Source organism: Brevibacillus laterosporus, from assembly GCA_007833815.1.
Taxonomy (GTDB): domain Bacteria; phylum Bacillota; class Bacilli; order Brevibacillales; family Brevibacillaceae; genus Brevibacillus_B; species Brevibacillus_B laterosporus_D.
The window spans coordinates 277238-298488 of record CP033464.1 but is presented as its reverse complement, the minus strand read 5'-3'; the positions used below and the strand labels follow the sequence as shown (position 1 = coordinate 298488).

The 21251-nt window shown below is 35.7% G+C and carries 19 protein-coding genes and 2 pseudogenes; 19 read left to right on the top strand and 2 right to left on the bottom strand.

Translation table 11 applies throughout. The annotated features are described in order from the left end of the window. Window positions 1-62: 62 nt before the first annotated feature. Window positions 63-797: a polysaccharide deacetylase family protein gene (locus EEL30_02665; protein QDX91372.1), complete on the bottom strand. Its 735-nt coding sequence runs from the start codon at window positions 795-797 to the stop codon at window positions 63-65. A 138-nt stretch (window positions 798-935) separates the two neighbouring features. Between EEL30_02665 and EEL30_02660 the strand changes: the two genes are divergently transcribed. From EEL30_02660 to EEL30_02620, 9 genes and pseudogenes are all read left to right on the top strand, one after another. Continuing rightward, window positions 936-1745 carry a DUF2797 domain-containing protein gene (locus EEL30_02660; GenBank protein ID QDX91371.1) on the top strand — a complete coding sequence of 270 codons (810 nt, stop codon included), beginning with the start codon at window positions 936-938 and terminating at the stop codon, window positions 1743-1745. Window positions 1746-1928: 183 nt separating this feature from the next. Further along, window positions 1929-3227, top strand: a complete 1299-nt coding sequence (gene alr, locus EEL30_02655; protein ID QDX95651.1) for an alanine racemase — start codon at window positions 1929-1931, stop codon at window positions 3225-3227. Window positions 3228-3616: 389 nt separating this feature from the next. After that, window positions 3617-4111 (top strand): hypothetical protein, encoded by a 495-nt coding sequence (locus tag EEL30_02650; protein QDX91370.1) that lies wholly within the window; start codon window positions 3617-3619, stop codon window positions 4109-4111. Window positions 4112-4602: 491 nt separating this feature from the next. Next, window positions 4603-5889: an XRE family transcriptional regulator gene (locus EEL30_02645; protein ID QDX91369.1), complete on the top strand. Its 1287-nt coding sequence runs from the start codon at window positions 4603-4605 to the stop codon at window positions 5887-5889. Window positions 5890-6329: 440 nt separating this feature from the next. Continuing rightward, complete coding sequence (locus EEL30_02640; GenBank protein QDX95650.1) at window positions 6330-6494, top strand: aspartyl-phosphate phosphatase Spo0E family protein; 165 nt, start codon at window positions 6330-6332, stop codon at window positions 6492-6494. Window positions 6495-6761: 267 nt separating this feature from the next. After that, window positions 6762-7571 (top strand): hypothetical protein, encoded by an 810-nt coding sequence (locus EEL30_02635; GenBank protein ID QDX91368.1) that lies wholly within the window; start codon window positions 6762-6764, stop codon window positions 7569-7571. Between the two features lie 248 nt (window positions 7572-7819). Further along, window positions 7820-8704: a hypothetical protein gene (locus EEL30_02630; GenBank protein QDX91367.1), complete on the top strand. Its 885-nt coding sequence runs from the start codon at window positions 7820-7822 to the stop codon at window positions 8702-8704. 328 nt (window positions 8705-9032) lie between these two features. Then, window positions 9033-9647 carry a hypothetical protein gene (locus EEL30_02625; GenBank protein ID QDX91366.1) on the top strand — a complete coding sequence of 205 codons (615 nt, stop codon included), beginning with the start codon at window positions 9033-9035 and terminating at the stop codon, window positions 9645-9647. A gap of 491 nt (window positions 9648-10138) precedes the next feature. After that, window positions 10139-10633 (top strand): annotated as a pseudogene (locus tag EEL30_02620) (XRE family transcriptional regulator). Between the two features lie 73 nt (window positions 10634-10706). Here EEL30_02620 and EEL30_02615 read toward each other — a convergent pair. Continuing rightward, window positions 10707-12065, bottom strand: coding sequence for a transposase (locus EEL30_02615; GenBank protein ID QDX91365.1), 1359 nt, complete (start codon window positions 12063-12065; stop codon window positions 10707-10709). Between the two features lie 125 nt (window positions 12066-12190). Between EEL30_02615 and EEL30_02610 the strand changes: the two are divergent. The 10 genes and pseudogenes from EEL30_02610 to EEL30_02565 all read left to right on the top strand — a co-directional run bounded on the left by EEL30_02610 (window position 12191) and on the right by EEL30_02565 (window position 21250). Next, window positions 12191-12988, top strand: a pseudogene (locus tag EEL30_02610) (transcriptional regulator). Window positions 12989-13289: 301 nt separating this feature from the next. Further along, window positions 13290-14741, top strand: a complete 1452-nt coding sequence (locus tag EEL30_02605; GenBank protein ID QDX91364.1) for an IS1182 family transposase — start codon at window positions 13290-13292, stop codon at window positions 14739-14741. Between the two features lie 398 nt (window positions 14742-15139). Next, a complete protein-coding gene (locus EEL30_02600; protein QDX91363.1) occupies window positions 15140-15307 on the top strand; it encodes an aspartyl-phosphate phosphatase Spo0E family protein in 168 nt (55 codons plus the stop codon). Window positions 15308-15417: 110 nt separating this feature from the next. Then, on the top strand, window positions 15418-15978 hold the full coding sequence (locus EEL30_02595; protein QDX91362.1) for a hypothetical protein: 561 nt from the start codon (window positions 15418-15420) through the stop codon (window positions 15976-15978). A 3-nt stretch (window positions 15979-15981) separates the two neighbouring features. After that, window positions 15982-16563 (top strand): hypothetical protein, encoded by a 582-nt coding sequence (locus EEL30_02590; GenBank protein ID QDX91361.1) that lies wholly within the window; start codon window positions 15982-15984, stop codon window positions 16561-16563. A gap of 270 nt (window positions 16564-16833) precedes the next feature. Then, complete coding sequence (locus tag EEL30_02585; protein QDX91360.1) at window positions 16834-18267, top strand: DNA-binding protein; 1434 nt, start codon at window positions 16834-16836, stop codon at window positions 18265-18267. 271 nt (window positions 18268-18538) lie between these two features. After that, complete coding sequence (locus EEL30_02580; GenBank protein ID QDX91359.1) at window positions 18539-19186, top strand: hypothetical protein; 648 nt, start codon at window positions 18539-18541, stop codon at window positions 19184-19186. A 542-nt stretch (window positions 19187-19728) separates the two neighbouring features. Next, the gene (locus EEL30_02575) at window positions 19729-19965 is read left to right on the top strand and encodes a hypothetical protein (protein ID QDX91358.1); all 237 of its coding nucleotides are present in this window, start codon (window positions 19729-19731) and stop codon (window positions 19963-19965) included. A 209-nt stretch (window positions 19966-20174) separates the two neighbouring features. Continuing rightward, a complete protein-coding gene (locus EEL30_02570; GenBank protein ID QDX91357.1) occupies window positions 20175-20654 on the top strand; it encodes a hypothetical protein in 480 nt (159 codons plus the stop codon). 170 nt (window positions 20655-20824) lie between these two features. Further along, window positions 20825-21250 (top strand): hypothetical protein, encoded by a 426-nt coding sequence (locus EEL30_02565; protein QDX91356.1) that lies wholly within the window; start codon window positions 20825-20827, stop codon window positions 21248-21250. Window position 21251 lies beyond the last annotated feature (1 nt).

Genomic DNA, 21251 nt, shown 5'->3' with positions numbered 1-21251 from the left:
ATATCGATCAATGGGTCAAGATTATCTCTGTCAGTTTGCCATCTGCTTTTTTATGCTAATTTTCAACGAACTCTGTTACCCTCGTCCAATAATTGACTAACGGTAACAAACTTGTAGCCTTTAGAACGTAAATCGGTAATAAGCTCCTGCAAGGCTTTTAGGGTTTGTTTTTGATTCATTCCACCATCGTGGAATAAGATGATATCACCTCGTGAGGTATGCTTTTTAACACTATTAACGATAACGGACGAGGTACGAGCTAATGACCAGTCTCGGGGATCAACTGACCAATAGATGATGTCATACCCTGACAATTGAACAGCGCTCATCACATCGGTGGTAATCACTCCCCCTGGCGGACGATAGTACTGAGGGAGGACACCTGTAGCCTTGTAAATGGATTTTTCTGCTTGCTTAATCTCATCATAAATCTCTTGCTCGGTTAATTTGTTTAAATCGTAATGATGATACCCATGATTGCCGATTTCATGGCCCGCTTTTTTTATCCATTGCATAATGACAGGGTATTTATCTGCTTGGGAGCCAAGGACAAAGAATGTTGCAAGAATCCCGTTTTTATGAAGGGTTTCCAGGATACGGGGTGTATAGGTTGGATCAGGACCATCATCAAATGTGAGAGCTACCACCTTTTTTTGCGTTTCAATGCGGTGGATTGGCTCATAGGTCATTTGATTGGCGGTCATACCATTAGTACCCCATAAAGATAGCCCAAACCATGCTAAACCTATGAGGGCAAGGCAGCATGTAAAGCATCTTGCCATTCTTCCCTTCTTCATGTAAAATTCACTCCTTTCTCCAGTCGTTCACTTCCTTAGGTTGACCGAACAGGGATAAGAACATGCTGGAAGAAAAAGCGCAAAGTTTGTCGGATATGATATCATGGAAGGAAAACGTTAAGAAGCGGGAGGAGTGACATGGCGTTGGAAAAAAGCGGTTTGTTGCATGGACTAGCTCATACCTATCAAGGAAAAGATCAACCTGTCGATTATTATCTTCATATAGAAGAGGAAAAAATAAGCCTGAATGAGTGGATTGGTCAACAAATCTCGATTCAGTTTGAAGGACAAAAAAATTGTATTGCCTGTGGACGCAAAACAAACAAAACCTTTAACAGTGGTTATTGCTATCCTTGTTTTACTAAATTACCGGAGAACGATCTTTGTATTGTAAAACCGCATGAGTGTCATTTTGACCAGGGAACCTGTAGAGACGAGAGCTTTGGAGAAAAGCATTGTATGATTCCGCATTATGTATATCTAGCGCTCTCTAGCGATGTGAAAGTGGGATTGACTCGCAAAAACAATGAGTTAAGACGCTGGGTGGACCAAGGAGCAATTCGAGCCATCCCAATTGCAGAGCTACCAACTCGACGGATGGCAGGAGAGCTAGAGGTACATTTGAGCCAATTCATGCCAGACAAAACAAACTGGCGCAAGATGTTAAAAGGTGAAGTAAAAGAAGCCGATTTAATTCAAATGCGCGAAGAAGTCTATGAGAAATTTCCTGAAGAGTTCAAGCCATTCCAATTGCGCGAAGACGAGTGGGTAGATATCACGTATCCGATTTTAGAAACATTGGCTAAAATTAATTCCCTGTCCTTGGACAAGCTAGAATGTGTTTCTGGAAAGCTACTTGGTGTAAAGGGACAGTATCTAATTATGGATATTGGAGTATTCCAAGTACGGAAGCATGCGGGTTATCAAGTAACGGTGAAGAGTGGATAAGCTTTGTTAAAGGTAAAAAACCATGATCGTAGAGGTCATGGTTTTTTCTGTGCTCTGATACTTATCCACTTATACTTCTCTAAAAATTTCGTGAAAAAAATCACATTATTTAAATCTAACACCATGGATATTGTGAAATGGAGCCTCATATACTTTTCGGAAAATGTATATGAGGTGTTTTTGATGGAAAAATACGATCGTGACACGTGGGTGGAAGTAAATTTGGATGACATTCGGAGTAACATACATACTTTCCGTAAGCATATTCCTGAGAAAACTCAAATCATGGCAGTGGTGAAAGCGGATGGTTATGGTCATGGTTCCATAGAAGTAGCAAGGGAAGCCCTTGCAGCGGGTGCTACCTCTCTAGCGGTTGCGTTTTTAGACGAAGGAATTGTTCTTAGAAAGGCAGGTATCACTTGTCCCATTCTGATCTTAGGCTATACACCTATAAGAGCAGTGCAAAAAGCATACGAATGGAACATTTCGTGCACTGTGTTTCAAACGAATTGGATAAAAAAGGCTGAAAAAATAGTAAACAAGAAGCAGGGAAAGAAGAAGGTCAACAAGCATGGAGACAAACCGGAAGACAAGCATGGAAACCAACCTGATCAAGATAAGAAAGAAGAATCCATTCAGGGACGTAAACGTTTGTCTGTTCATATCAACATTGACACCGGCATGGGAAGGCTTGGAGTAAGGACAAAAAAAGTACTTCTTTCTGTCGTCAAAGGGATTTATAAAAGCGATGTTTTCCAATGGGATGGCGTTTACACTCACTTTGCAACGGCTGATTCACAGGATATTACCTACTTGAATCATCAATTTGAACGGTTTCAATCCTATTTGGAATTTTTGCGTGAAAAAGGGCATAAGCTACCTGCTATTCACTGTTGCAATACTGCGGCTACAATGACTCATCCCGAGTGGGGATTTCATTTTATTCGATTGGGAATTGGAATGTATGGATTGTACCCATCTGTCTATCTAAAATCATTGAATATACTTAATCTGAAACCTGCTCTTCAAGTAAAAACCCGTGTTTCAAATGTTAAGTTTATGCAAAAGTCGTTTGGCATAGGCTATGGAGTTACCTATAGTGCTTCACCAGGGGAACAAATTATTACTTTGCCGATTGGTTATGGTGACGGGTTCTCACGTTTACTTTCGAATAAAGGAAGCGTCCTATTACAAGGGCAACGATTTAGCGTAGTAGGTCGGGTAACGATGGACCAATGTATGGTAAGTGTGGATAAAATAAAGGCAAAAGTAGGAGATGAGGTTGTCATTTACGGTCGTTCTGGCAATGAAGAAATAACACTAGAAGAAGTAGCCGAACAAATAGGAACGATTAACTATGAAGTCGCATGCATGCTAAATTATCGAATACCTCGTGTGTATATCAAGCAGCATAAAGTGGTCTCTGTACGTAATTTATTAGAGTCAATAAATCCTAAGCCAAGAAAACATACTGAGAAATAACAGGTAGGATACGTTCAAAAAGGTATAAATGCTGAGAAACTTGAAAAAACTACCTCTGAGCAATTCGGGAGGAAATACATATGACAAGTGCAATTCTAGATGGATATCCTACATGGATGGCTTTTTCTGTTTCTTCCATAGCGCCACCCTAGATGAAAAATTCACGAGACGACTAATAGATGCCATCATAATGTCTTCATCCCTCTTCTTCTCATTGAATAGCTCTTTGCTTCGTTTTTATTTCTAACTATTAAGTTCATCTAGACTCCATTTTAAATACAGATAAACTCCAGAATGAACTGATACATTATAAACAACGAAGGATATGAACATATGAAATTCACTTTATATACCTTCAAAAACACCAAACATTTAGGAGGAATTTCTCAATGAAAAAGAAACTAATGGCAACTACAATGGTTTTTGCTCTATGCGCTATGGCAAGCTCTGCTTTTGCATCTCAAGGTGTAACTGGTCAAATCAAAACAAATGTAGGTACTCCCTCAAATGTAAGTGTCTCAAATGGAGTTCCTTTAAATGCAGTTCCCTCAAATGGAGTTACTTCAAATGTAGGTAACTCAAATGTAGCTAACTTTGGTGCAACTGTAACTGTGTCTAAAACATCTACTGCTGAGACAGCTAAACAAATAGGAGTTACCGAGAAAGAATTACTGGCATATTATGCAAAATATCATCAACTTAATGTAAATAAACCTAATCAAATTAAAACACTAGTAGAAAAACAAGCAGAACTAAAGAGTTTGCCCGTTAGTTCGCCTAGTGAAAAATTAATTCAACAATGGGAACAAAAGAGACTGATGGAGTTAATTCAACAATCGAAACAATTTGAAATGCAAGTGATGCAAGCGATAGAGAAAAAGTAGAGTAATTTAGAATTGTTATGAGATAAGCTGTCCTGAAAGGATGGCTTTTTTTTATGACTAAGAGAGGCTCTTGGAAGGGGGATAGTTTACATCCATTCAGCATGTGCATGTTCCAATATGGGGCTGAATACTTCCAGCGCCTCACCCTAGAAGAAGATTTTACGATACGACTAATAGATGCTATCATAACGTTCATATTCCTCTCCCCTGATATCTTTTGATAAAACATATATTTTATTTTATCAGATGCTTCTTCTAAGATATCTAGGGGGGGATTTATGCCCGTTTAAAGCTATGGTTTGAATGTTTATGACCTAGCACATTGTCTTCACGGCTTTCAAAATTTTCCTTCAAAAATGCTCTGATAATAAAAAATAGATCAATCTATTATTTTTTATTGTTATTTACAAAAATATACAATAAAGTTAGAATTAAGTTAAAAATAATAAAGGATCAACGCTGTTATTAACAAATAAAGGAAGGGGATTAGTATGGCAGACAGTCTAACTTTCACAACATTGGGGGAACTGATAAAAGAAAAAAGAGAAGAATTTGGAATCAGTTTATCAGAATTATCAAGAAGATCGGGGGTTAGCAAAGGAATCATTTCAAAAATAGAATCTGGTGAGACAAAGCGTCCAGAGCTAAAAAATCTCAAATTATTAGCAGACCCTATAAAAATACCTTACGAAGAAATTATTGATCGTTACATTGATGTGGAACTACGAACAGATATCTTAGAGGCATTTTTAGCAGAAGCCATTGAAATTGCAAATATTTCATTACTCACAAAAGTAGCTGTAAAATTCCTTGGAAATCCAAAGAAAGATACGTACACATTGTTGGAGGATTTGTATAGCCTTACCGCCACCATTGAAAACAATGAAGTGAGGGTGGCTCTTTATAATGTTATTGTTAATTATGCGAGAGTGCGTGGAATCCCCATGTACATAGCTAAATCATCCCTACAAAAGTACTTAATTGAAAGACAAGATTTCAAAACTATGGAGGAATCATTTAAAATTGGCGAAGAAACTATTCACTATGTAGATTTTTTGTCTGAGGACGAAAGGGTAATTTTATATTTCAGTATGGCACTTCAAGCATTTGCCATTAAGAAATACCAAAAATGTATTGAACTATGCGAAGCTGGAATTCCATTAGAAGAAAAGGATTCCGAACTTAAAGCTAGAGCGTATTTAGCGATGATTAATTCGCTTTATTTTCTAGGCTTGTATGATGAACTTGAGGGTCATCTGACTGTTTATAAAACATTTGATTTCCAGTTTGTCCATGAATCAGCTACATTGACTAGTGCAACAGTAAAGGCAAAGAAAAAGGAATACGAAACAGCCATCCCATTGTTACTTGAGTGCTTACAAAACACCAGTAAGGGTTCAAAAATTCATGCAGTTAATGAATTATTTGAATTGTATTTGCAAATTGAAAAGTTCGATTCCATTGCAGAGTTAATTTCTCAAGAAGATAATTTTTTGATTATGGAAGCGATAACACCGTATAAGTATTATTCAATGGGATTGTACTATCAATATAAAGGAGCCTATCAAATATTAGTTGAATCTTTCCAAGAAGGATTAGAAAGTTACCTTACTGGTATGTCAGTATATGGAAAAATAAATGCTTATCAAGAAATTAATGAATGTATGAAGAGTATTCTCTCCTATCACTTCAGCGAAAAAAAATCTGTAGATTTACAAATGGTGCAGAAGCTCCAAGAGGTATATAATGGAATTACACAGAATAAGATAATTAGTTAGAATAGGAGGGATTGAAATGAAAAAGGCAATTCTAACGATTTTCATGACTTTAGCAATGGTAATTTCCATAGGTTCTATTGATTCTTTTTCTCATGTTGCAGAAGCTAAGATAATACAGTACGTGTATGATCCAGGCTATTGACACTTATAATTTTTATGAACGCTATTAATTTAGCGTTCTTTTTTTATGGGAATTTTGTAATATTTTGTTGTAATTTGAAAAACGTTTCAATTTTTTGATTCCATATGAAAAATCGTAACGCATGGTAAAATAATACATAAGAGGAAGAAAGGAGGTGTTTGTAATTAGTGTATGTCTTTTGATAATACAAATGGGCGTTCCTACGGTCGCTAAACTAACAGGAACGCCCCCACCTTGAGCAACAAAAAAAGTTACTCAAGGATATTCTACCACTCATTTACAGGATAAGAAAACAGAAATTTTTCAATTAGCAAACGATTTACAGAAGCTTATTGAAGTCCTCCGTAAAGAGTTAGAGCATCGGTTTTTCAAGAAAGGATCATTTTTACATCCAGAAGTATTGCAGATGAGCCAACAACTAGATGAGTACATTGTTGCCTTTCAAAAGCTTACAAAACACTAAACTAGTTGTCGATGAGAATACGCTGTACGGAAACCTTTTGAACCCTTTGGGATATAAATAGCCGTGTTTCAGCTATTACTTAAAGACGCTAGGGAGACTTCATTATGTTGGTATGGGGTGACTCCGATCGAGACAGTGAGCATGCAAGAAGAATCAGAAAACAAAAACTAAGACGCCAATGGTTTGCACGCCGTCTGGAACTGAAAGCCAGAGCCAGAAACGTTGTTTTGGAAACAAAAAAGAAAGGAAACCTAAAAAACCCATAAAATGAATCAATTTCCAAAATCGAAAAAATATGCTAATATTTTTATATTAGTATCTGTTGGGGGAGAAATTTATGAAAAGAAAGGCTTTTGCTTCATTGGCAACACTTTTAGTATTATCTGTAACAGTATTTTCGGGTTAGGGTTATCAGGTGTAAGTGCGAAAAAACATGAAACGCCAAATGACGATGTTGTCTATCTAAATAAGCAGCCAGTTCAGACTAATGAGGTTATCTATGCAACTCCTGAAAACCAAGAAGAATTAGTAAAAAAATACGGTTTGGAAAAACCTTCTGAAACAGCTAAGTTACGATCAATAAGAGTAATCGATACGCCTTCGGAAATGGAACAAAAACAAGAGAATGAAAACAAAAATAAAGCAGCATTAGACCTTAGGAAATATCGTTTTGAAAAAGAGAAAGCCAAAAATGTAGATGGATCAGATGAAATTGCTCGGGGTAAATATTTTTGTAACAAAAAGTCAGGTTCTTGCAAGGCAGAAATCGCTTTATCAGCAAATGAAGATGTAAGTGTTGAACTTAATGCAGCATTTGGAGCAAGCTTTAATGATATAGTATCTGCAGAGTTCGGTTATTCGGTAGGAAGTACTGTAGGTGTTTCAACAACAGTAAATGTTCAAAATGAATCAATTCCTGCTAAAAAGACTTGGATTGTTGTAGGATGCCCAGTATATAAAGCTACTTTCTTCAAGCTTTACGAGGACTCTATTTTTAGTTCAAGATATGTTGGAAGCGGAACATTCATGGTTCCTAAAAGATCAAGTCTAGCTGTTACAGATTGGATTCAAGGTTAACCTAGGTTTGAGTCCGAATAAGTTATTATGTAACCTAACGTCCGAATTATCTAAATTCGGGCGTTTTTATTGTGTTAAATAAGCCCTGTGTGTTAGTTGTAATATTAATCAACAAAGTGTAGCCTTTTCATTAATAGAGGACTAGTTACTAATAAGAATGCCCATGATTCTTGAAATATAGAGGATTCATGGGTATTTTTTAATGATATCCAAAGAGCAATATAATCATCAAAGATCGTTACAATCTTGTGTCTGGTGCTATCATTTATTCGTACAATTCCGCTCCCATATATAAAACATATGTAGATAGAATCACAAATCAAATAAGCATAATGTACCAGATAAAAGATGAACGAATTCCTTTCATTGTTTATTATGCTGGAACTGGAACAATAATTATTCAAGTTTCAATTCCTAAATTTTTATATGGTGATAATGTAACACTCATTAAGGAATCCGATATAGATCGCTTTTACATAGAATTAAATCAACACCTAAATTTTCTTTTGAAAATTGACATACCTAAGGAAGAATGGGTAATTGCAGATAGAGGAATAGATGTTTGCTGGAATTTCCAAGTCGGAAGCAGGGTTGAAGAGTATATGAGAGTACTATCAGTAAAATCGCTTCCGTTTAAGAAAACTATAGTTTATGGGCATGGTGAAACAATTGAGTATAAAAATAAAAGCAGTCAAATCATTTTCTACAAAAAAGAACCACAATGCATTAATGATAAGCAATCTCTAGATGTAATAGAAAAAGCTAGGGGAATAATAAGATTAGAAATAAGACCAAGTAAAAATGACAGATCAAAGTACACTAAAAGTAGACGATTAGTCGACTTATTGACCAAAGATTTTTTTAAATGCATAACGACAAATGCATTAAATCAAATTTCTATCCCTGACATTTTGATTGAGGATTTACCTGATATAGAATTGTTGAAACAACAAATAAGCAAAATAGAAACCTTATTTGGATTTATAAAATTAAGGGAGATGCTAGGAGAAGCAAACTTAAAGAAAGTATATAAGCAAGGGACATTTCAAAATCGAAAGAAATTAGATAAACAAATTAAATTTCTAAGTTTTCGACTAGGAGAACTGAAAATTAATTATGATGACATAAGTTAATTATAATAAGATAGTCATATATGAACACATCTACAATCCAACCTCTGTTAACAATACGATTAAAATTATCTAATTTTTAGGATGTTAAAAACCCTTGATATAACTGGCATATTTCATTTGTAGAAAATACTCTTATTTAAATAAAATGGGAAAACACTCTAGTTAATTGACTTTTTACGACTCGCTTCCGATAGAGTTTCTAAACTTCATTTAAACTCCATGTTAACTACATTTAAACTCCAGATTGAACTGATAAATTATAAACAACGAAGGACATGAACATATGAATTTCACATTAAAAACACCAACACTTAGGAGGAATTTCTCAATGAAAAAGAAACTAATGGCAACTACAATGGCTTTTGCTTTATGTGCTATGGCAAGCTCTGCTTTTGCATCTCAAAGTGTAAATCTAGGTACTCAACTAGGTTCTACTCCCTTATTTACACCTATCAATGGTTCTGCAAGTAAAGCTCCTTTAAATCCAGGTAACTCAAACGGTTTAGTAACGATTGCTGCAAATGGAGTGGTTGAGACATCTGCTGAGAAAGCTAAAAAAATAGGAGTTACCGAGAAGCAATTACTGGCATATTATGAAAAATATAATAACCTTAATGTAAATAAAGCTAATCCTAATAAAATTAAAACGCTAGCAGAAAGACAAGCAGAAATAAACCGTTTTCCTGCTAGTTCACAGAGTGAGAAATTAATCAAACAATGGGAACAAAAGCAAATAAATGTGTTAATTCAACACTCGGAACAAGCGATGCAATTGAAACCAAATCAAATTACGCCGCAAGGTAACGCCGTAAGTAACGGTAACGCGATACAATTGAAACCAAATCAAATTACGTCGCAAGGTAACGCCGTAAGTAACGGTAGCGCCGTAAGTAACGCCGTAAGTAACGCCGCAAGTTATCCCGCAAATTTCCAGATGAAGTAGGAGAAATTTAGAATTGTTATGAGAAAAGCTATCCTACATGGATGGCTTTTTCTGTTTCGTGATGACTGGATAGCTCTTGAAAGGGGGAATAGTTTACATCCATTCAGCATGTGCATGTTCCAATATGGGACTGAACACTTCCATAGCTCCACCCTAGATGAAGAATTTACGATACGATAATAAATGTCATCATAACGTCCATACTCCTCTTCTTTGATACCCTTTGATGAAACATACATTTTATCAGAGATTCATATAAGATATCTAGGGGGGTATTTATGACCGTTTAAAGCTATGGTTTGAATGTTTATGACCTAGCACATTGTCTCCCCGACTTTCAAAATTTCCCTTCAAAAATGCTCTGATAATAAAAAATAAATCAATCTATTATTTTTTATTGTTATTTACAAAAATATACAATAAAGTTAGAATTAGGTTAATATTAATAAAGGATGTAATGATACTACTGATAAATTAGGAAGGGGATTTGTATGTCGGAAAGCCTAACTTTCACAACATTGGGGGAGCTAATAAAAGAGAAAAGAATAGAAATGGGAATCAGCTTGTCGGAATTAGGAAGAATGACAGGGATTAGCAAGGGAGGGATTTCCAAGATTGAAAATGGTGAAACAAAAGGACCAGAGCTGAGTACTTTAAAGCCAATTGCCGATGTTTTAGAAATCCCTTATGAGGAAATAATTGAATATTGCATTAGGGCAGAATATCGTTATGATGTCTACGATGATCTTTTGGAAGAAGCCATAGAAATTGCTAACCCTTCTTTGATTGATAAAGTGGCAATCAAATTCCTAGAAAATATTAAGCATGAAACAGATTCAGCGCTGGAGCATTTGGAACGATTTGCAGATTCCAGCACAAACAACGATACAAAGGTAACGCTCTATAACACAATCGTGAAGTACTCTAGACAGCATGGGCTACCACATAACATAGCTAAAGGGTTATATCAAAAATACTTAATTGAATCAATTTCATAAAGGCTTTTTTCAAAAATGATTAGACTATCCCTACGGGATCTATGCTGTTTTTTTGAAAAAATTAAGCTACTACTTTCATCCTACTTGCCAGTTCCTTACGAATTCGATCCACTGCTAACTTGGATGCATTATAAACAAGAGTAACCAAATCAAAATGGACTTTTGCCCTCTTTCCTGTGCGATATCGGACATTGTTTAGCTGAAAGAACTCCTTCAAATAAGCATGTACTCGCTCCACAGCTGTTCTCTGGTCATAGAGTTCTTCCCACGTTTTCGTTCCTCTGGCTGGCGCGGTGTACTTTCGAAGATCGGTTTCAGCCTTGATTTTATAGACTTTTTGACAGAGAGAATCTTGAGACAATGGACAGTCTTTACATTCTTTTGGCCGTACAAATTTCAACGTTTTGTACTTTTTATCATAACTGTCGTAACGATAAGAGCATTCTCGAACACAAGTTGGCGCAAAATGTGAATCGAACCCAATCATTTCTCCTTCATTCCGCTTGTTGTAAGCAATAATCGCTTGTGCGTTCATTCGTCCGATTTGTTGATAGATCGGGACATAGTCATATCCCGCATCCATGATTGCATATCGCATGTGATTGGGCAGGACAGTTTGAATTCCCTTCAACAAAGGAATCGCTGCTTTCCCATCGTTCATACTTCCAGAGGACATGAGGGAGCAAAGAATATACTGACTTTTCGTACTGACTGCAAGATGAGCTTTGTATCCAAACCAAAACATGTTCTTTCCATCACTATTTTTCTTAATTCCCCAATCAGGTTTGATAGGAACTTGGGACCGTAGGTCCTCCAACGTCACATCCAGTTGAGCTGCAATGGTTTTTTCATATAAGGACTTCTGGGCTTCCTTTTCTTGCTTTTGCTTGTCGTAGATATCTTTTTCTGCTTTTGATTTACGTCCGCGTTTTTTCAATTCTGGTTTCGTCTTTTTTTCTTTTTCCACACCACGATCACGGGATTCAAAATGGGTTGCATCGATGGCAATTGCTTCATCGCCTATGAACCCTTCCTGAATTGCTTGCAAGAGTAACTTGTCTTGGACTTTTTCGAGGTGTGCTGTTTCAGAAAGTTTATGAACCAGACGAGAGTACGATGCCTCGGAAGGAAGACTGTCACAAAATAGAAAACCGCATTCCATTCGAAAGATAAAGTCATGTTTTAAACGTTTCCGCAAATCTTTCACAGTTGGAATCCGTTCTACGATTCGAGCGACCAGAGAATACAGCATGGCAGCATAATTCAACTCAGTAGGAGCTCCATAGATCGATTTTTTGGAAATATAGAAAAGAATCGGTTCAATGTCAAGAGTAGAGAAAATAGCCTCAAAACGTTTGGGAGGTTCTAAGTCGAATAATTCTTGTATATCAAATAGGCTTCCTTGTTTTATAATAGACACTGGGAGTCACCACCACCTCTTAAGTTTAGATCGCACTTAACTTATTAGAGATTTGGGGAGGTACTCCTTTTTCTATGCTCAAAAACCCTTGAGCCCGTAGGGCTCTGATTTATGAAATTGATTCAATTGAGAGACAAAATTTAAAACGTTTGGAAGAATCCTTTAGAGATGGTGAAGAAATCACTCACTATGTTGATTTTTTATCTGATGATGAAAAGATAACATATTACTTTAAAATGGCTTTACATGCTCATAATATTAAAAAATATAATGAGTGTATCGAGTATTGTGAAGCAGGTCTTAGACTAGATGTTTCAAGCAACGAGTTGAAGGCTAGAGCTTATTTATCTATGATAAATTCCTATGGTTTCATGAAAAATTACGGTATGGCAGAGTACCATTTGGACTTTTTAGAAAAATACGAATTTGAGTTCGTTTCCGATTCATGTAAAATTACTAGAGCTATTATACAAGGGAAAAGGAAACATTTCAGTATAGCTATTCCAGCACTACGAAAATGCTATGAAGTGGTACAAAGTGACTTGAAGATACATGTAATCAATGAATTATTAGATTTGTATCTTCAGGAGAATGATTCTACTTCGATTGAAGAAATTTTTAACCTTGAGCCAGAATTTCTACCTCAAAATCCAACAACTCCTTATAAAAAAATAGCTATCGGTAAATATCTCCAGTATAAAGGGAATTATTTGACCAAAAATTGCATATTTAATGAAGGAGCAAGATCATATTTACTAAGCTTAAAGACATTTGGAGCTGTTTATGCAATTCAAGAACTTGCAGAATGCATGACCGAATTTTTAGCTTTGTTTACAACAAATTCAAAATCAATGGATTTGGAATATGTTGTAAGACTAAAAGAGGTGTATACTGATATTGCAAACAAAAAGGAGGGGATATAATTGAGAAAAGCATATGGAATGTTGATGTTGTCGTTAGCCCTAGTGATGACTCTTGGCATTACAGCAAATACTGAAACTGCAAGTGCTAAAGAATTAAATTCTCCGCAAAAAGCTCAATCTTATTTTGTTGATCCTGGTCATTAATTCAATTGTTTTTATCCTCAAATAAAAAAGAGAGCGCTAAATAAAGAGGGCACTGAAAAAGTCCACTTAACAAAAAAAAGGTATAATCCCTCATTTTTCGAGGTGATTGTACCTTTTTTCTGTATAATAAAAGTATCAATTTATGTGGGTGGGTACGATGATTCAAAAACAACAATCAATGATCCTCAGTCCATTTATAGCTATATATGATGTAGTCGTTCCGAAGGATAATTTGTTACGAAAAATCAACGAACTTATGGACTTCTCTTTTGTGTATGACGAGCTTAAGGATAAATACTGCCTAGATAATGGTCGTAAAGCTATTGATCCTATTCGTATGTTTAAATATTTATTGTTGAAGTCTATTTATGATTTGTCTGATGTAGATTTGGTTGAACGTTCGAAATATGACATGTCATTTAAGTATTTTCTCCATATGGTACCAGAGGAGAAAGTGATAGAAGCGAGTTCTTTAACCAAATTTCGAAAGCTACGTTTAAAAGACATTAACCTTCTAGATATGCTTATTAATAAAACAGTTCAAATCGCTATTGAAAAGGGGATTATCAAAAGTAAAGCTATTATTGTTGATGCTACTCATACGAAAGCTCGCTATAATCAAAAATCTCCGAAGGAGATCCTCACGGATCGATCAAAGAAATTAAGAAAAGCCGTCTACACAATAGATGAAAATATGAAGCAGAAGTTCCCTGCTAAAACAACATCCAATGTATTAGAGGATGAAATAGACTACTGTCAAAAGCTCATTGACGTAATCGAAAAAGAAGGCAATATCTCCGAGTATCCAAAAGTAAAAGAACAGTTAAATCTACTGAAAGAAACTGTCACTGATGACCTCGAACAGTTGCAAATCTCAGAAGATCCTGATGCAAAACTTGGTCATAAAAGTGCAGATTTCTCGTTTTTTGGCTACAAAACACACTTGGCAATGAGTGAAGAAAGGATAATCACAGCCGCAACAATTACTTCTGGAGAAAAAAGTGATGGAAAGCAATTACAAACGTTGATTGAGAAAAGTATAGAAGCTGGCATGGAGATTGAAACAGTTATCGGTGATACAGCTTATTCGGAAAAAGATAATATTATTTACAGTAAAAAGAATGAAATCAAACTAGTTTCTAAATTAAACCCTCTCGTTACGCAAGGGAATCGTAAAAAGGAAGATGAATTTGAATTTAATAAGGATGCCGGGATGTATGTGTGTAAAGCAGGACATATGGCAGTCCGTAAAGCTCGACAAGGGAAAAAAGGTGTAGGGAAAAATCAAACGGATACGTATTACTTTGATATTGAGAAATGCAAGCAATGTCCATTGAAAGAGGATTGTTATAAAGACGGAGCAAAAAGCAAAAGTTACTCAGTGAGTATTAAATCCAGTGAACATACTGAACAGGCAAAATTCCAAGAGAGTGAGTACTTTAAAGAAAAATCAAAGGAAAGATATAAAATTGAAGCGAAAAACAGTGAGCTAAAACACAGACACGGGTATGATGTGGCATCATCTTCGGGTCTTATTGGCATGGAGTTACAAGGGGCAATGGCTATATTCACTGTAAACTTAAAAAGAATATTGAAATTAATGGATTAAAAACAAAATAATAAACCGATGAAAATGGTAAAAAGACGACTCTTGCATTCAAGAAATGAATTTGAGCCGTCTTTTTTTTGATGAAGCTATATAATTCCTTCGGAAAATCGTAAGATTTTCAGTGCCCTCCTAAATAAATAGCGTTCTTTTTTTTTGTGAAAATTTTTATTACTCATCATAAATACAGTTAGAACGTTTCCTCGAAAAAAAATTAGGGGGATTCCCCTAAACGGATGGTAAAATAATCAATAACAGGAAAAAGGAGGAATTTAGTTGACTGGTATCAGTTAAAACAACGAGGTGTTCCAACGGTCGCTAAACTAATTGGAACACCCCACTTTGACCAACAAAAATGTTGTTCAGGAAAATTATATCATTGAATAAAAGGAGGAAAAAGCATTAATTCACTGTCTGAAAATGATTTATTGAAGACTTTTGAAGACAAAGAATTAGTGGAACTATATCGAACAGAAGGTTCCTTTTTAAGCCCAACAGTGTTGCAACTGAGCCAGCAGTTAGATGAATATATTGTTTTGATTCAGAAGATAACGAAAACTATAAAGTGAATGTTGAGACTAGAATAGACTGTACGGAAGCCTTTGTGATATATAAATAGCCGTTTTTTTTCAGCTATTTGATGTCTGACAGTCCTTTAAAATTAGGAGGAAATGCACGAATGAGAAAAAAACTAAAGATTGCAATTGTTACTACCTTATCATGTGTATCTCTTTTTTCTGCTGTAGCATATGCTGATTATGGAAAAAAATATCTTTTTACAGGTGGTTTACGGGCTTCGGATGTTAAAAACATAAAATATGTATTAGCTGGAGGAAGCTCTTCTTACCAAAAGAAAGTAATGAAAGCTGGAGTTGAGGCTTGGAATGGGGTTTCAAAAAAAGTAAAGATATCTGAAGGTAACTCTGGGGCAATAGTAAGTGTGATACTTACAAATGCTGATAATGAGGATTTATTTGGGATAATGATACCATTTGCTGACGGAGATCGAGATCGTCGACTGAATGGTATTTGGGATAATATAGACGTAATTGGATATGACAATGCCCTATCATATATTGGAATTGACGAACAAAGAGGGGTATTCACTCATGAAATGGGACATGCTCTAAGTTTAGCGCATAATGACTCAGATTCAGATTTGATTATGCATTCGGTTAAACTGAGTACAGATATTCAGACAGATGATGAAAAGAATTTGAAATTGAAGTGGGGGAATTAATTAATGAACATCAAGAAGTTGGCAGGAACTATTGTTTGTTCGGTTGCATTGGTAGCAGGTGGGTTTTATTTTTTGACACCATCAAAAGTAATAAAGGTAGAAGCTAAAGTAAAAGGTTATGAAAATGTGGCAGCATTAGAAAAAGAAGCAGAGTATATTGTAGTGGGACATCTTGAAAAGAATTTCTCAGAATATGAGCCAACCTTTAACTATACTTCAGTAGGAAGAGTTGGAGAATTCTACACAAAAACTGATATCATTATTGACAAAAGCCTTAAAGGAGACACTGATACAAAGGTTATTCCTGTTCTTCAAGCCGCCGCTTATGTAGAAAGCTCTTCTAAATATCAAGACGATTTAGAAACAATAGAGGGCTTTACACCTATGGAAAAAGGAAAAGAGTACCTTCTGTTCTTAAAAAAAGCTCATGACGGTCAAAGCTATAGTTTGTTAGGGGTATACCAAGGTAAATTTGATATTAACGGGTCTGATAGTAAGGAACGGGGGTTCGCATCAGAAAATAGCCACTATCAAAATCTAAAGGATGAAGTTGAGGAAAAATATAAAGATATTTTTGAAAAGTAAGCATTTTTGAAGGGAATGCCTAAAATTTAGGCATTCCAGTATGCTACTCTATTTTGGCAAGTTTTGTGAAATTGGTCTTTGGGAGGCATGTATTATGCTGATATGGGGGGCTTCAAACCCTTTGATTGATTTTATAGTAGTGTTTCAAGAAGATGAAAAGGAAACGCATCAAGGAGCCATTAACACTGACGAAACATCAATAAAAAGGGACAGAGTAGAAAAAATATTCGAAATAGCACTTTGAACAATACGTTAAACAGGAGTGTTTACATGATTGCTCCAAAACATAATGCAGTACGATCCATAAGGTCGGAAATTATAAAGCGCTTGAAGTCACATGGCTACACACTTCTTAAACTCAGTGAAATGTCGTGTATCAATATTGGACACTTGAGCGGATTCTTGAAGGGGAATCCTACCAGAGCATTAACGGTCGATCAATTAAATGCTATTGGACAAGCTTTTGGAGAGCCTGCTGGATGGCTGTACGATTTATATGTAGAAGAGTGCTTTCCAAAGGGAAAGGTGGCTAAAAGGAGAGTTAGAGCCTATCTTGTCAATTGTGCAGAAATAGGTAGACATGACTGTATTCAGTTGATAATCCCACGATTATTGGAAGACCTTAAATACATCGAAGTTTTATTTGATGTAGCTAAACAGCTATTTTATAAGGGAAAACAGAAGGAGTCCATTTATTTTTACCAGTTGGTGGTTGATAACGAGGAAAATAGCCACTCAGAACGATTTCTTATGAGTCACTATCGTTTGTTCCAAATCTCTGAAAAAGCAAATACTGAGGCAGTTTGGAAGGCTGCTGTTCATTTCGAACCTTTTCGGAAAAGATTGTCTGAGGAACACCAATTGGAGGCTCTTTTACGACTCGCTTGCTATTGTCGGACATTGCATAAGTGGAAAGAGGTAGAGAAATACGCAGATGAATTAAAAGAGCTTGCTATCTTGGTTCACAGAGATGAGTTGTCCAAGAAAAAGAGAGGCAAAAATATAGAGATCAAACTGTTTAATCCAGAGAGTCTTTTAGTTGTTTACTATGGACAAGGACATCTTCTAAAGGCAGTCTCTTTGGAAAAACAGGGATTATTCGAAGAAGCAAAAGAATTTGTGTCTAGCTATGTTGACCTTAGTTGGTTTGAACTACTTGACGAGGTGGGACGAATAGAAGTGGAAAAATTTAAACTGCTGGCTAAAGAAAACATGTATAGGTTAGATGTACTTATGGGAGATACAAGTGTCCTTGCTGACTACATTACATTTCTTGAAGATCATCCAGAAGAGATATTGTCTGGTTTAGTGACAATTGTAGAATCAGCTAATAAACATGGATTTACTGTAGACGCCATACTAGATAAGTTCTCAGAAGAAATAGGCTCTTTTCACGATTATCATGATTCGAGTAGTGTAGAACACCATCTTTGGTTTAGGTATCAATTAGCTATTTATCATTTTCAAAATAAACAACCTAAAAATGGTGTGAAAGAAATTTTGCGATGTATGACTTTTACTACTATCACGAATAGTAGTAAAAATTTCATACGATGTTTGGCACTTTTCGAAGAACATAGATGCCACGCTACAGCTCAACAAGAAAGTGATTTTGAAAAAATTTTGGAGGAGGTGGTGAACAATGAAAGTTTAGATGGACGCCCTCACCCGATACGTGAGGAACGTCCAATGGTGATACATTAATACACACCTATCTTATCACAGAATGGTTTCGATTTACAAAAATTCACAGGAACTTGACTCACAGAAGTTAGACAAATAAGAGATGCTGTCATGAATAGTTGTACGGGAAACTTTACAAAGCCCAGTAGGGGGAATAATTATAAAGCCGTGTTTCAGCTATTCTTTGAAGACAACTAGGATTTCCCATTACAAACGCTGAACTTTGCAAGATGATAAAGTAAATATTTGTAATTTTTAATTAATTTGGTATATTATAAAAGGAGTGTTATTTATGAAAAAGGAAATATTAGCTGGAGTATTATCTGTAGCCATGCTATCAATGGGTGGTATTATTCCAGCAGTAGCTTCAACTAACATTGACTCTAATCAGTCGATCGAACAAAAACAACAATATATTCAAGTGGAGATGGACAAAGAAGGACTCTCCTTGTTAGCAGGTTTAAAAGTTGACATGGGTCAATATGTAACCTTAGGTAAAGATAATTTACTACATCTCGATCCTAAAGCTAAGGAACTGATTGGCGAGAAAGCGTATAGTATTTTCGAGCGTGGTGTTAAGACAATCAATGACGCTTTAAACAGCGGAGAATATCAAATACAAAATAACAAATTAGTAAAAACAGACCTAGTACATCCTCAATTTAGTCACGACGAGTTTTGGTGGGGAATATCACTGCAATACAATAATAGAGAAACAAAAGAACTTGCATCTTTGTGTGAGGAATATTCAACCGATTGGTCATTAGCGTCAGTAATCATTGGGCTGGTTCCAGGTGGGAAAAGTCTATCTGTTGCTTCAGCAATTATGTCATGGGGAAACTCAAAATTTGCAAGAAAACTTACTAGCAAAAATGAGGGTAAAGGTGTAAATGTCGATATAGCTTGGCTACCAGTAGTTATCTCGATCTATGGTAGATAGTATCTACTTTTAAAGATAGCTGGAGGAGAGTATACAATGGAATCTTTGGGATCTTTTTTTACAGCTGTCGTCCTGTTTAGTCTATTAGGTTACCTGTATTTAAATTCCGAAGTAAACCCAATGCTACTAATCTTATTGGGGATATCAGCTTCAGTAAACGTCTATCGTGGGTTCAAAGAATTAAAGAAAAAATCGTAGGAAATTAAAATACGATTTACAGATTGTTTCCCGATAATAACTTTTAAATAGATAAACGTCAGAGCTCTTGTACTCTGACGTTTATCTATTTATTTGGATTTAAGTTACACTTTTATTTACAAACAAAATTTCTTATTCTGTGGCTCCTGTCCACTTGCAATCTACATCCGTAGATAATAGGAGCTGACCGTTCGATTACTTACCAGTTGTTGCTGTCTGAACAGTCACTTTGGACTGACCTGCGGCTTTTCTAGTTTCTAACAAAAATAAAGGAAATGGTGTTATTTTTAGAGTATACAGTGGCGGTTTTATGATGAAATCTAGATAAAAGAGAGGCGATCGTCATGGCAAATAATTATATTTATATCGCATTTGGTTTAATGCTTATCACTACTTTATACGATATCTTCAAAAACAAATGGATATTCAAGCCAATAAATGGCGGTCTACTGTCTGGTTTAATCTATGCAATTGACACAAGATACTGGTTAGTTAGTTTGCTTCTGTTATTATTTTTTTACGGCTTTGGGTTCTGGAGACTAAATAAAAAAGCACAACATAATTTCCCCAAAAAAGGTTGATATGGGGGTGACTCCTATCAAGAAATTGAAATTGAAAGAACCAGCTAGAATATTACGAAGACAAGAATTAAAATATCACTGGTCTACGCAGAGACTTGAACTGAAGGAAGAAGCTAAGAAATATTACGAGATGAAAAAATTCCCAAAAGGTTTATACTGAAAAAGGATATCATGTAAATATTTTGAAACTTAAAAAGGAGCAAATGATTATGAAGAGAAAAATGACGATTGGTGCTTTAGCTTTGGCTTGCGTACTTTCTGGTGTCAGTGTTATGCCTACATTTGCTGAAGCTAATAGTGTAAAGCAAGCTGAGGAAAATCGAATAGTCACGAATAAATCTAATGTTACTCCTCAAGGACTCATTCAACCTATGAAAACTAAAAAAATACTTAGCAAAGACCTAGCTAATACCGAAATGGCAGAAGAGTTTAGTGTCAATAGGGGGTATGGATGGGTCAAGGTATATGTACACAACACAGGCTCTAAGACAATTAATATCTCAGTCTCCGATGAAAACGGCAAACAGAAAATGAGTGGAAAAGTAAACCCTGGAAAAAGTTGGGTCGGATATAGTGAAAAGCCTTGGGGGATCGGTGATTATACCGTGGGACTAACATCAGGTCAAGCAAAAATGTCTGGTACACTCTCCGTTCGTATCGCTAATGAACGAGATGAATTAGACGACTAGGTTCTACATGGGGGTGACTCTTATCAAGAAATTGAAATTGAAAGAGCCAGTTAGAATATTACGAAGACAAGAATTAAGACACCAATGGTCTAAGCGACGTGTTGATCTAAAGGATGATGCTAAGATCATTTTAAGAGTTATAAAATGTCCCTAGAGCTCCTGTTTTGGTAATGTCTGCTTTAGCCGTTTCTTTGGTAGTACCTTCCTTAGCTTTTGCTCAAAATAGTAATGTAAATTCTGCAACTTCGATTCAAACTTCTATTTCTGAAAACAGTACAGAAGCAAGAGTAAATCCTCAATGGAAAACAAAAGTTGCTAGAAAAACACTTGAACAGTTACTTGATACTATTTCAAATAAAAGAAATATTGAAAAAGTTACAAGCGCACTACGTGAACTACCGAAAGGAGATAAGTTAGCAGGTTACTTTGAGGATTCTATCAGTTATATTAAAAAGAACTTAAAAGACCTTCTTGAATGGGAGGAAGTTTTTGAAAATAATGTTCGTGATGTGATAGCTGGGGCAATTTATGACGCAGGTGCTCCACTTTCTGTAGCCCGATCTATTGCGTGGGTTGTAGTTGAGGTTTTGTTATAAA

Coding starts and splice junctions, on each gene's coding strand:
- EEL30_02645 (QDX91369.1), top strand. CDS start 4,603: ATGGCAGACAGTCTAACTTTCACAACATTGGGGGAACTGATAAAAGAA.
- EEL30_02635 (QDX91368.1), top strand. CDS start 6,762: ATGAATCAATTTCCAAAATCGAAAAAATATGCTAATATTTTTATATTA.
- EEL30_02585 (QDX91360.1), top strand. CDS start 16,834: ATGATTGCTCCAAAACATAATGCAGTACGATCCATAAGGTCGGAAATT.
- EEL30_02595 (QDX91362.1), top strand. CDS start 15,418: ATGAGAAAAAAACTAAAGATTGCAATTGTTACTACCTTATCATGTGTA.
- EEL30_02650 (QDX91370.1), top strand. CDS start 3,617: ATGAAAAAGAAACTAATGGCAACTACAATGGTTTTTGCTCTATGCGCT.
- EEL30_02660 (QDX91371.1), top strand. CDS start 936: ATGGCGTTGGAAAAAAGCGGTTTGTTGCATGGACTAGCTCATACCTAT.
- EEL30_02605 (QDX91364.1), top strand. CDS start 13,290: ATGATTCAAAAACAACAATCAATGATCCTCAGTCCATTTATAGCTATA.
- EEL30_02590 (QDX91361.1), top strand. CDS start 15,982: ATGAACATCAAGAAGTTGGCAGGAACTATTGTTTGTTCGGTTGCATTG.
- EEL30_02565 (QDX91356.1), top strand. CDS start 20,825: ATGTCTGCTTTAGCCGTTTCTTTGGTAGTACCTTCCTTAGCTTTTGCT.
- EEL30_02625 (QDX91366.1), top strand. CDS start 9,033: ATGAAAAAGAAACTAATGGCAACTACAATGGCTTTTGCTTTATGTGCT.
- EEL30_02570 (QDX91357.1), top strand. CDS start 20,175: ATGAAGAGAAAAATGACGATTGGTGCTTTAGCTTTGGCTTGCGTACTT.
- alr (QDX95651.1), top strand. CDS start 1,929: ATGGAAAAATACGATCGTGACACGTGGGTGGAAGTAAATTTGGATGAC.
- EEL30_02580 (QDX91359.1), top strand. CDS start 18,539: ATGAAAAAGGAAATATTAGCTGGAGTATTATCTGTAGCCATGCTATCA.
- EEL30_02575 (QDX91358.1), top strand. CDS start 19,729: ATGGCAAATAATTATATTTATATCGCATTTGGTTTAATGCTTATCACT.
- EEL30_02665 (QDX91372.1), bottom strand. CDS start 797: ATGAAGAAGGGAAGAATGGCAAGATGCTTTACATGCTGCCTTGCCCTC.